The organism is Ruegeria sp. CH2 (assembly GCF_056537065.1).
In genome coordinates this window covers 50,084-62,266 of sequence record NZ_JBQFQV010000003.1, presented here as the reverse complement: position 1 = coordinate 62,266, position 12,183 = coordinate 50,084, and the positions used below count along the sequence as shown (strand labels likewise).

Here is a 12,183-nt window from a genome sequence, read left to right as displayed (position 1 = left end):
CATTATTTGAGCGAGGAACATCCCCATGTCCGATGAGATCAAGAACAAGGCGGCTCAGGCCGAAACACTGGTGCAGGAAGTCACCGCAGTTGCCCTGCCCGAACCAAAGGCCGAGGTTATCTCGCTTGAAGAAGCCGATGAACCCGTGAGTGCCGAGATCCGCAAGCGCATGGACGAGATTGACATGGGCAACACCAACTCGATTGTTGCTTTCGGGTCTTCCGCTCAGGCCGAATTGCAGGAAATCAGTCAGGCCATGCTTGCGGATGTGCGCAACAAGGATGTTGGCCCGGCAGGAGACAGCCTGCGCAATATCGTGACCACGATCCGCGGATTTTCGGTCAGTGAGCTGGACGTGCGCCGCGAGCGCAGCTGGTGGGAAAGGCTGCTGGGCAGAGCCGCACCATTTGCGAAATTTACCGCTCAGTTTGAAGAAGTTCAGGAGCAGATCGACCGCATTACCGACGATCTTCTGGGACATGAACATACACTGCTCAAGGACATCAAATCGCTGGACCTGCTGTACGAGAAAACTCTGGGTTTTTACGATGAACTGGCGCTGTACATCGCAGCGGGTGAAGAAAAGCTGACCGAGTTGGACAGCCATGACATCCCCGAAAGGGAAGCCGCCGTTCAGGCCGCGCCAGAAGAAGAACAGGTGATGAAAGCGCAGGAACTGCGTGACATGCGCGCCGCGCGTGACGATCTGGAGCGCCGCGTGCACGATCTGAAACTGACCCGTCAGGTCACGATGCAGTCGCTGCCGTCGATCCGGCTGGTGCAGGAGAACGACAAGTCGCTGGTCACAAAGATCAACTCGACGCTGGTGAACACCGTGCCGCTGTGGGAAACGCAACTGGCACAGGCCGTCACCATTCAGCGCAGCGCCGAAGCTGCCGCCGCGGTGCGCGACGCCAACGATTTGACCAACGAGCTTTTGACTTCGAATGCTGCCAATCTGCGCCAGTCGAACAAGATGATCCGCGAGGAAATGGAACGCGGCGTGTTCGATATCGAAGCTGTCAAAAAGGCCAACGCAGACCTGATCGGCACCATCAACGAAAGCCTTGCCATTGCGGATGAAGGAAAAGCCAAACGTGCTGCCGCCGAGGCCGAGTTGCAGAAGATGGAAGCGGAACTGCGCGACACTCTGGCGTCCGCCAAGGCGCGACGAGACGGGACCGGCGACAACGCTGGAACCGCTGTCCCCGGCTGAGGCTGAACTGGGCGTGCGGGATATTACATATCTGAAACTGGGGTTGGGGATGGCGGCGTTTTTGGCTTTGGCCAATTGCGAAGAAACACTGACATCCTCGATTGCACCACAAGCGCGCCCGGCGCCTGTTTCTGTTGCGGCGAATGCCTATGTACCGCCATCTGCCGCAAGTCAGGATCTGGCGCGGTTTTACCAGCGTGTCGAACGCGACCTTCTGGTCCGGGGGTTATTGCGGACAGACGGGGGCGGCCCCGATACGCCTTATGACGCCCAGGATCTGGCGCGAAATTTCGAAGCGATTGCGTTCTACAGCGAATATCCGACCCAAAACGTTTCCATCGGGTCGCGCCAGACAGACGGGCAACTCAGCCGGTGGTCGGGGCCGGTGCGCATCCAGACCGAGTTTGGGCCTTCCGTGCTGCCCGCTGTTCGGGAACAGGATGCGGAACGGGTTCAATCCTTTGCCACGCGCCTGGCGAGGGTGACGGATCATCCGATTTCCGTGGTCTCCCGAAACGCTAACTTCCACGTCTTTTTCGCGGGCAAGGACGACAGCACCTATGTCGTGTCACGACTGAAACAGCTGATCCCGAATATCAGTCAGGCTTCGCTAGAGCTGGTCGCAAATCCGAGATCGAATTTCGATTGTTTTGTTTTTGCCTCGGCGACAACGGCGTCTCCGTACAAATATGTGCGCGCCGTTGCGTTGATCCGGGCCGAGCTGACCGATCTGGTCCGCCGCAGCTGTATCCACGAAGAAATCGCACAGGGGCTGGGATTGTCGAACGACAGCCCGGCAGCGCGCCCATCGATCTTCAATGATGATGACGAGTTTGCCCTGCTGACGAGCCATGACGAAAAACTGCTGACAATGCTATATGACAAGCGGCTTGAGCCCGGCGTGACAGTCGATCAGGCCCGCCCCATCGTGCATGTCATTGCCCGGGAATTGATGGGGCAGCCGCTCTGACACCAAGGACAGGAGAACCCAAATGGGAATATTCGATTTTCTGACCGGAGAATTCATTGACGTCATCCATTGGGTTGACGACACTCGCGACACCATGGTCTGGCGGTTCGAGCGTGAAGGCCATGAAATCAAATACGGTGCCAAGCTGACGGTGCGCGAAGGTCAGGCGGCTGTATTTGTGCACGAAGGGCAATTGGCAGATGTGTTCACGCCAGGTCTCTATATGCTTGAGACCAACAACATGCCGATCCTGACCACATTACAGCACTGGGATCATGGCTTTCAGTCGCCGTTCAAGTCCGAGATCTACTTTGTCAACACGACCCGGTTCAACGACCTGAAATGGGGGACCAAGAACCCGATCATGCTGCGCGACCCCGAGTTTGGTCCGACCCGCATTCGCGCCTATGGCACCTATACCGTTCGGGTCAAAGACCCGGCCAGATTCCTTGTTGAAATCGTCGGAACTGACGGCGAATTCACCATGAGCGAGATCAGCTTTCAGGTGCGCAACATCATCGTGCAGGAGTTCAGCCGCGTTATTTCGGGGTCTGGCATTCCTGTGTTGGACATGGCAGCGAACACGGCTGATCTGGGCAAATTGATCGCGGCCGAAGTTTCCCCAGTGCTGGAAGGCTATGGGCTGGAGATGCCTGAATTCTACATCGAGAACATCTCGCTTCCGCCTGCGGTCGAGGCCGCATTGGACAAGCGGACCTCGATGGGATTGGCGGGAGACCTGGGCAAATTCACACAGTATTCCGCAGCAGAGGCAATGACAGCTGCGGCCAGCAACCCCAGCCAGGGCGGAGGCATGGGCGCTGGTCTTGGCATGGGAATGGGCATGGCGATGGCACAGCAGATGTCGAACATGGCAGCGGGCCAGCCAAGCGGCCCGTGGGGACCGCCTGCCCCCGCTGCCCCAAGACCGGCAGCCCATGTGGCCCCGCCGCCCCCGCCACCGGTTGAGCATGTTTGGCATATTGCCGTGGATGGGCAGACCAGCGGCCCGTTTTCCAAGGCCAGAATGGGCCGTATGGCCAGCGAAGGCGATCTGACGCGCGAGACCTATGTATGGACCGCGGGCCAGGACGGCTGGAAGAAAGCCGGAGACGTGCAGGAACTTGCACAACTGTTCACCATTCTGCCTCCGCCGCCGCCGGGGGCCTGACCAAAACGCGATACTCCTCCATCTGTCCTGACACTTGTGGGTAATGTATGACACACGCCCCTGACTTTGCAGAGCACCGCTTTCCCTGCCAGCAATGCGGCGCGGATTACCGGTTCAGTCCTAGCAATGGTACGCTAACATGTGATCATTGTGGTCATTCCGAACCTATCGGATCGGGTCCGTGGCAAGGTGCCAGCCTGCGCGAACTGGATTTTGACGCGGCCATTGCGGACCGTCTGCCTGACAGCGAGCTTGAACAGACCCGCGTTCTGTCCTGTCCGAACTGCGCAGCGCAGGTTGAATTCGACCCAAACACGCACGCTGCGGAATGCCCGTTCTGTGCCACGCCGGTGGTAACCGACACCGGCGTGAACCGGCATATCAAGCCGAAGGGCGTTCTGCCTTTTGCTTTCGACGAGCGCGAGGCGCATAAGGCGATGAGCGATTGGCTGGGGCGGTTATGGTTCGCGCCCAACGGGTTGAAGGACTATGCCCGCAAGGGCCGCAAGATGCAGGGCATTTATGTGCCGTACTGGACCTTTGATGCCGACACCAAATCCGCCTACCGTGGTGAGCGCGGCGTGATCTATTATGAAACCCACACTGTGATGCGGGACGGTAAACGGGTTCAGCAACAAGTACCAAAGGTGCGCTGGTCACCCAAATCGGGTCGTGTTGCGCGTTTTTTTGACGATGTCCTGGTGCTGGCTTCGCAGTCGTTGCCCAAGGCTTACACTGACGCGTTGCAGCCTTGGGATCTGCCGGCACTTGAACCTTACCAGCCAGAATACCTCGCCGGATTTCGCGCCGAGGCATATACAGTTGAACTAAATGAGGGCTATACCGAGGCCCGCGCGCATATGGCGCGCGTGATCGAACGGGATGTTCGCTTCGATATTGGGGGTGACAAGCAGCGTATCCACGCGGTGGACACCGAGGTGCGCGATGTCACCTTCAAACATATTCTGCTGCCGATCTGGATGGCGGCTTACAAATATCGCGGGCAGACCTATCGATTTGTGGTGAACGGTCGAACCGGGCGGGTTCAGGGGGAACGTCCCTGGTCAGCCATCAAGATCACGATTGCCGTTGTTCTGGGCCTGCTTGTTGCCGGGGTTGTCGGGTATCTGGCAGCCAACGGGCAGCAATAGCAACTGCTTGTACATCTCGCGCGGCATGATCATCCTGAGGGTCGGAACATAACAACGAGGCGCTAGTGTCATTCGCAGAACTGAATAACCTTCTGGAGAAACGCCAATCCTGCCGGGCCTTCCTGCCCGACCCTGTACCAAAGGAGCAGATCGAACAAATCGTGGCCAGCGCGGCCCGGGTCCCAAGCTGGTGTAACGCGCAGCCGTGGCAATTGGTGATCACAAGCGGCGCAGAGACCGACAGGTTCCGCGCGGCGATGCAAAACGAAGCTGAAACAGGCGCACCGGCCCCCGATCTTCCGTTTCCCGCGTCATATTCAGGCGTCTATCAAGACCGCCGCCGCGCGTGCGGTTGGGCGCTCTATGAAGCAGTCGGTGTGGAACGCGGGGACCGGGCAGGATCGGCCCAACAAATGATGCGCAATTTCGCTCTGTTCGATGCACCGCATTGCGCCATCGTCTCAAGCCCGGCGGAACTTGGGCCATATGGCGCAATGGATTGCGGAGGGTTTGTTACGGCTTTCTCGCTGGCAGCGCAGGCGTTGGGCGTGGCAACCATTCCTCAGGCCGCATTAGCTGCGTATGGCCCGTTCCTGCACAGATATTTTCAGATCCCGAAAGACCGTCTGATCCTGTGCGCGATTTCCTTTGGGTATTCAGACAGAAAGCATCCCGCAAATAACTTTCGCACAGATCGTGCCGCGCTGGGTGACTTTGTCGACTGGCGCGGCTAAACCATCGCTCAGGCAAGATAATCGCCAAGGGGGGGGAACCGCGTGCGCGCATTGCTGCAAAGAGTTTCGCAAGCCAAAGTATCGGTCGATGGCAATGTCATTGGCGCATCCGGTCCGGGGCTTTTGATTCTTGTCTGCGCCATGCAGGGGGACGATGAAGCCCAGGCTGAAAAACTGGCCCGGAAAACCGCCAGACTCAGGATTTTCAAGGACGATGCGGGCAAGATGAACCGCTCGCTTCTGGATGTAAAAGGGTCAGCCTTGGTGATCAGCCAGTTTACATTGGCGGCAGATACAACAAGCGGTAACAGGCCGGGGTTTTCAACTGCAGCACCGCCCGAACTTGGCGAGCATCTGTATAATACCTTCGCAAACTACCTTGCTGCGCAAGGTGTAGCGGTGGAAACTGGACAATTCGGGGCCGACATGGCCGTTGAACTTGTCAACGACGGACCGGTCACAATCTGGGTGGAGACTTGATGGATACTGAAAAGCAAGCCGTTCAACTTTGGCGCGCCGGGGTTGAGGCCGTTGACGGATACACCGCCACCGAGGCCGCCCTGCACGACATCCCGAAACCGGACCGTATTCTGGCCGTAGGCAAGCCCGCCGCCGCCATGGCACGGGCGGCGTTGGCGCGGTTCGGCACGATTCCCACGCTTGTTGTGACCAAGGACGATCACGGCCGTGACTTGCCGGACACTGTCGAGGTGATCGAAGCCTCGCACCCGGTTCCGGACAACCGCAGCCTTGCAGGCGGGCGCGCTCTGCGTGCTGCGCTGGAGCAGATGGAACCCGGATCACATGTGCTGCTTCTGGTGTCGGGTGGCGCGTCTTCGTTGGCCGAGGACCTTTTGCCCGGAAAATCGCTGAGCGATCTTGAAGCGTTGAACCGCAAGTTACTGTCAGAGGGAATGGACATCGGCGCTATGAACGCTGAGCGGCGCAAACTGTCCCGCATCAAAGGCGGGGGGTTGCTGTCGCACTTTGCGGGCGCGCGCGCGACCGTTCTGGCCATCTCGGACGTACCGGGCGACGACCTCAATGTCATTGGATCGGGTGTCGGCGCTTTGCCTTCCAGCCACACATTTGAGGCCGTCACGCGGATCGTGGCCTCGAACGCCCATGCCCGCAGTGCGGTTGTACAAGCCGCCGAAGCGGCTGGGCTAAAGGTTTGGGCCGATGAAGAGGCGCTGCATGACGACTATCTGAAGGTTGCCGCACATCTCGGCCAACTGCTGCGCGGCATGGAAAAGGGCGTGATGGTCTTCGGCGGAGAGCCGACAGTGGTCTTGCCCGATCACCCTGGGCGCGGTGGGCGAAACCAGGCGCTGGCACTTGCACTGGCGCAGGAGATTGCCGGGCAGCCAAACCTTACAGTTGTTGTCGGCGGCACGGACGGCACAGACGGGCCGACCAATGCGGCAGGGGGAATCATTACCGGCGCAACATGGAGCGAAAGCGGGATAACCGCCCTTCGAAATGCTGACAGCGGATCGTTTCTGGAAAAAGCCCAAGCCTTGCTGACAACCGGGCCAACCGGCACCAATGTCATGGACCTGGTTGTCGCAATACGTGGATGAATTGACGCATATCGCACCGCGCCGTACCGCAAAGGCTCGGAAACTGGCCTGAAACAGAATTGTATCATAGTATTCTTGTGGAAAGGGCATCGCGCCAAACAAGGTTACTTGCGCTTCGGCCTTCGGCATCTAGGAGAAATACCCTTGCCCGGTCCGCCGAAATAAGCCAACGTTGACTCATGCGTCAACAAAAACCCGAAAAGGGTTAAAACCACTCGATAGGGAGAATAATCGATGAACGAACAAATCACGCATATGGCCGGTCAGGTCACAGCCGGAAAAATGACCCGCCGCGAATTCATGGGGAAAGCCGCGGCTCTGGGTGTTTCGGCTGCGATGGCCAGCACAATGTTCGCGGACGCCGCTCGGGCTGCTGGGCCGAAAAAGGGCGGTGATTTGAAATTTGGTCTTCAGGGTGGTGAATCCACTAACTCTCTGGACCCAGCGACCTACGCAAGCTCGGTTCCCTTCCAGAACGGCAAACAGTTTGGTGACCAGCTTGTTGAAGTTGCACCAGACGGCTCGATCGAGCCGCGTCTGGCGGAAAGCGTTGAAGGCAGCGCCGACGCTAAGGTTTGGACTTTCAAGCTGCGTCAGGGTGTCGAATTCCACAACGGCAAGACTATGACCAGCGAAGACGTGCTGAAAACCATGCAGCGCCACTCGAACGAAGACTCCAAGTCCGGTGCCCTGGGCATCATGAAGGGCATTGAGTCAATGAAAGCTGACGGCGACAACTTCCAGGTCACCCTGACCGAGCCAAACGCCGACCTGCCCTATCTGATGGCCGATTACCACCTGATCATTCAGCCTGATGGCGGTATGGATAATCCGGGGGCAGGTATCGGGACTGGACCGTACAAATTGGAAGTTGACGAACCCGGTGTGCGTCACTTGTTTACAAAGAACGAAAACCACTGGAACAGCGATTACGGCAATTTCGACAGTGTCGAAGTCATCGTCATCAACGACGCAACTGCGCGTACCGCTGCCCTGCAATCCGGACAGGTCCATGCGGTCAACCGCGTGGAACCCAAAGTTGCCGACCTGTTGGGCCGCGCACCCAACCTGACCGTACATTCAACCGCTGGTCGCGGTCACTACGTCTTCATCATGCATTGCGACACGGCACCGTTTGATAACAATGAACTGCGCACCGCGCTGAAATACGCCATCAACCGGGCAGACCTGGTAGACAAGGTTCTGCGAGGCTACGGTTCGATCGGTAATGATATGCCGATCAACGCGGCCTACCCACTGTTTGACGAAACAATCGAGCAGCGCGAATTCAGCATCGAAAAAGCAGCCGAGCACTACAAGAAGTCCGGCCATGATGGTTCGCCGATCATCCTTCGTGTCGCAGATGGCGCGTTTCCAGGTGCGGTGGACGCCGCTGCCCTGTTCCAGCAGACGGCCGCGCAGGCCGGTATTCCACTGGAAATCAAACGTGAGCCCAACGATGGCTACTGGTCCGAAGTCTGGAACGTCCAGCCCTTCTGTGCGTCGTACTGGGGTGGTCGCCCTGTACAGGACCAGATGTATACTACAGCTTACCTGTCAACTGCGGATTGGAACGACACTCGTTTCAAAGTTCAGGCCTTTGACGACTTGCTGTTTGCGGCGCGTGCAGAGTTGGATGCAGAAAAGCGCAAAGGCATCTATAGCCAGATGGGCCGTATGGTCCGCGACGAAGGCGGCTTGATTTGCCCGATGTTCAACAACTTTGTTGAAGGCGTCAGTAATCAGCTGGATGGTTGGGAATCAGACCCGAACCAAGAGATGATGAACGGCAACATGTCCCGCAAAATGTGGTTCGTCTAAAACGGGCCACGGATCATGCATCCTATCATCAAACTGGTTTCCCAGCGCCTTGCGCTGGGACTCCTATTGCTGTTTGGCGCTTCGGCTCTGATTTTTGGCCTGACCGAAGCCCTTCCCGGAGACGCAGCGCAAGCCGTCCTGGGGCAGTCCGCAACCCCAGAGGCCCTTGCAAACCTGCGCGAAGAAATGGGCCTGAACCGGCCTGCCCTGACCCGCTATTTCGAATGGCTGGGTGGTATCGTTCAGGGTGATCTGGGTCAGTCCCTGACCAACAAGCTCGACATTGCTGAAAGCATTGGCAAACGGTTGGGCAACACATTGTTTCTGGCATGTGCCGCAGCCGTGGTTTCGGTTCCGCTTGCCATCTTTCTGGGCCTGCTGGCGGTCCGCTACCGCAACCGCTGGCCAGACAAGCTGATCTCTGCCATCACATTGACGACGGTTTCGATCCCCGAATTTCTGATCGGTTACGTGGTGATCTACTATGTCTCGGTAAAGCTGGGCTGGTTTTCCTCGCTTGCGATGATCAATGACTCGATGTCATTCGGGCAAAAACTCAATGCGATCGCGTTGCCCGCATTCGTGCTAACACTGGTGGTTCTGGCGCAGATGATGCGCATGACCCGCGCAGCGATCCTCAACCTGATGCAGTCGGCCTATATCGAAACGGCGGAACTGAAGGGGTTGTCGAACTTTCAGGTCATTGCGCGACATGCCTTTCCGAACGCGATCTCACCCATTGTAAACGTGGTGATGCTGAACCTGGCCTATCTGGTCGTGGGTGTTGTCGTGGTCGAAGTGGTGTTCGTTTATCCCGGCATGGGACAATACTTGGTGGACTCGGTGACCAAGCGTGACGTGCCGGTCGTGCTGGCGTGTGGTGTGGTTTTTGCCGCCGTCTATATCGGGCTGAACATGGTGGCCGATATCGTATCGATCCTGGCCAACCCAAGACTGAGGCATCCGAAATGATGAAGAATATTCCAATTTCGGCGATGATCGGTCTGTTTTTCACAGGTCTCTATTTCTTTGTCGCCTTGGCCGCACCTTTGATTGCACCATACGGTATGGCCGAAGTGGTTGGCGATGTGTGGGAGCCATCAAGCGCAGAACATCTGTTGGGCACAGACAATATTGGACGGGATCTGCTCACACGCATGATCTACGGCGGGCGCACGACGATCTTCATTGCGGCTGCGGCTACGATCCTCAGCTTTGTAACCGGCACGTCGCTGGGTTTGCTGGCTGCGGTTCTGGGCGGTTGGGCTGATCAGGTTCTCAGCCGGGCGGTTGACCTGGTCATGTCGATCCCGACGCTGATCCTGGCACTTGTCATTCTGGCCATCGTCCCGGTGACGGTCCCGATCCTGATCTTGGTGATGGGCCTTCTGGACGCGACACGCCCGTATCGTCTGTCGCGATCGGTTGCTGTCGACATCAACGTGATGGATTATGTCGAGGCCGCCAAATTGCGCGGCGAAGGCCGTGCCTGGATCATCTTCCGTGAAATCCTGCCGAACGCCCTGTCACCGCTGGTGGCCGAGTTTGGGCTGCGGTTCATCTTTATGGTCCTCTTCATCTCGACCCTTTCGTTTCTGGGGCTGGGCGTTCAGCCACCGCTGGCCGACTGGGGCGGCATCGTGAAGGAAAACAAGGACGGCATCGTGTATGGCATCGGCGCAGCTTTGTACCCGGCTGTGGCCATCGCGACGCTGGCGATCTCGGTCAACCTTGTTGCTGACTGGGTCCTGAACAGAACCACATCGCTGAAAGGAGGCCGGGGATGAGTGATACCCTTCTCAAGGTCCGTGACCTCAAGATCGGTGCAACCGTTTACCCACCGGGTGAAAAACCCCATGACATCGAAATCGTGCACGGGGTCAGTTTTGACCTCGAACGCGGCAAGGTGCTGGGGCTGATCGGAGAATCCGGTGCCGGTAAGTCCACCATCGGCCTCGCTTCCATGGCCTATGGCCGGGGTGGTGTTGAAATCACCGGCGGCGAGGTTTGGGTAAATGGGCGCGATATCCTGAAATCGTCACATGGCGATATCCGCAATCTGCGCGGGGGTGAGGTTGCGTATGTGTCGCAATCCGCTGCCGCGTCGTTCAACCCGGCCAAGAAGATCATGGATCAGGTTGTCGAAGCTGCGGTCGAGCACAAGAAGTTTTCGCGAAGAGAGGCCGAAGGCCGCGCGCGGGAACTTTTCGCCAAACTAGGCCTACCCGACCCGGATAATATCGGTGACCGCTACCCGCACCAGGTTTCAGGCGGACAGTTGCAGCGATGCATGACTGCGCTGGCGCTGTGCCCCGAACCCGATCTGGTTGTGTTCGATGAACCTACCACGGCGCTGGACGTGACCACGCAGATCGACGTGCTGATGGCGATCAAAGAAGCCATTCGCGATACCGGTGTTGCTGCTCTTTACATCACGCACGACCTTGCGGTCGTGGCGCAGGTCAGCGACGAAATCATGGTTCTGCGGATGGGAAATACGGTTGAATACGGGTCAACCGATCAGATCATCAACAACCCGCAGGAAGAGTACACGCAAGCTCTGGTCTCGGTCCGTTCGATCGAGCACGAGGAAAAACAGCCCACAGCGGAACCGCTGCTGAGCGTAGACGGTATCACCGCGCGCTACAAGGGATTGAATTTCGACGTGCTGCACAACGTCAATGTCGAGCTTCATCCGGGGCAGACGCTGGCAGTTGTGGGCGAATCCGGTTCTGGTAAGTCGACACTCGCCCGGGTGATCACCGGCCTGTTGCCGCCGCGCGATGGCGAGATTACGTTTGCCGGACGCAAGCTTTCGCCTGATCTTGCCGGACGATCCCGCGAGGACCTGCGCGAGTTGCAGATGATCTATCAGATGGCTGACGTGGCAATGAACCCGCGCCAGACCGTCGGCACGATCATCGGGCGCCCGCTGGAGTTCTACTTCAACATGCGCGGTGCCGAAAAACGCAAACGGGTTGTCGAGTTGCTGGACGAGATCGAGTTGGGCGAGAAGTTCATCGACCGTTACCCAGCCGAGTTGTCCGGTGGCCAGAAGCAACGCGTGTGTATCGCGCGGTCTTTGGCGGCCAAGCCCAAGATGATCATTTGTGACGAGGTGACATCGGCACTCGACCCGCTTGTGGCGGACGGTATCCTCAAGCTGCTGCTGGATTTGCAGAAGATCGAGGATGTGGCCTACCTGTTTATCACCCACGATCTGGCGACGGTTCGGGCGATCAGCGACAGCATTGCGGTGATGTATCAGGGACGCGTGGCGCGCTATGGCCCAAAGAGCCAGGTGCTCAGCCCGCCATTCGACGACTATACAGACCTTCTGCTGAGCTCGGTGCCCGAGATGCATCTGGGCTGGCTGGAAGAGGTCGTTGCCCATCGCAAAATGGAAAGCGCGGGGAACTGATCTCTGCGCCTGTAACATCACTTTGAAGAAATGGATTCCCGGCGTTTTGCATCTTGGTTGACGTCGGGAATTTATTATTTGGGACGCGATTTGGCAGGCGCATGGTTTCAACTCGC

General features: G+C 57.9%; 11 protein-coding genes. All 11 read left to right on the top strand.

The window, feature by feature from the left end:
* Positions 1–25 precede the first annotated feature (25 nt).
* The 11 genes from ACR0M9_RS06500 (at position 26) to ACR0M9_RS06450 (ending at position 12,067) form a co-directional block, all read left to right on the top strand.
* Complete coding sequence (locus ACR0M9_RS06500; RefSeq protein ID WP_480582816.1) at positions 26–1,216, top strand: toxic anion resistance protein; 1,191 nt, start codon at positions 26–28, stop codon at positions 1,214–1,216.
* A 13-nt stretch (positions 1,217–1,229) separates the two neighbouring features.
* Positions 1,230–2,186: a DUF2927 domain-containing protein gene (locus ACR0M9_RS06495; protein WP_480773139.1), complete on the top strand. Its 957-nt coding sequence runs from the start codon at positions 1,230–1,232 to the stop codon at positions 2,184–2,186.
* A 22-nt stretch (positions 2,187–2,208) separates the two neighbouring features.
* A complete protein-coding gene (locus ACR0M9_RS06490; protein ID WP_480773138.1) occupies positions 2,209–3,357 on the top strand; it encodes an SPFH domain-containing protein in 1,149 nt (382 codons plus the stop codon).
* A gap of 47 nt (positions 3,358–3,404) precedes the next feature.
* Complete coding sequence (locus ACR0M9_RS06485) at positions 3,405–4,508, top strand: TFIIB-type zinc finger domain-containing protein (RefSeq protein ID WP_480545782.1); 1,104 nt, start codon at positions 3,405–3,407, stop codon at positions 4,506–4,508.
* Positions 4,509–4,573: 65 nt separating this feature from the next.
* Positions 4,574–5,242 carry a nitroreductase gene (locus ACR0M9_RS06480; protein WP_480482033.1) on the top strand — a complete coding sequence of 223 codons (669 nt, stop codon included), beginning with the start codon at positions 4,574–4,576 and terminating at the stop codon, positions 5,240–5,242.
* A 42-nt stretch (positions 5,243–5,284) separates the two neighbouring features.
* Positions 5,285–5,722, top strand: coding sequence for a D-aminoacyl-tRNA deacylase (dtd, locus tag ACR0M9_RS06475; RefSeq protein ID WP_480475727.1), 438 nt, complete (start codon positions 5,285–5,287; stop codon positions 5,720–5,722).
* Positions 5,722–6,825, top strand: a complete 1,104-nt coding sequence (locus ACR0M9_RS06470) for a glycerate kinase type-2 family protein (protein WP_480482035.1) — start codon at positions 5,722–5,724, stop codon at positions 6,823–6,825. The genes dtd and ACR0M9_RS06470 overlap by 1 nt, the downstream gene beginning before the upstream one ends.
* Positions 6,826–7,059: 234 nt before the next feature.
* On the top strand, positions 7,060–8,646 hold the full coding sequence (locus ACR0M9_RS06465; protein ID WP_480506188.1) for an ABC transporter substrate-binding protein: 1,587 nt from the start codon (positions 7,060–7,062) through the stop codon (positions 8,644–8,646).
* Positions 8,647–8,661: 15 nt separating this feature from the next.
* Complete coding sequence (locus ACR0M9_RS06460; protein WP_209504642.1) at positions 8,662–9,618, top strand: ABC transporter permease; 957 nt, start codon at positions 8,662–8,664, stop codon at positions 9,616–9,618.
* Positions 9,618–10,433: an ABC transporter permease gene (locus ACR0M9_RS06455; protein WP_480475720.1), complete on the top strand. Its 816-nt coding sequence runs from the start codon at positions 9,618–9,620 to the stop codon at positions 10,431–10,433. Before ACR0M9_RS06460 ends, ACR0M9_RS06455 begins: the two co-directional genes overlap by 1 nt.
* Positions 10,430–12,067 (top strand): ABC transporter ATP-binding protein, encoded by a 1,638-nt coding sequence (locus ACR0M9_RS06450; RefSeq protein ID WP_480506186.1) that lies wholly within the window; start codon positions 10,430–10,432, stop codon positions 12,065–12,067. The genes ACR0M9_RS06455 and ACR0M9_RS06450 overlap by 4 nt, the downstream gene beginning before the upstream one ends.
* Positions 12,068–12,183 lie beyond the last annotated feature (116 nt).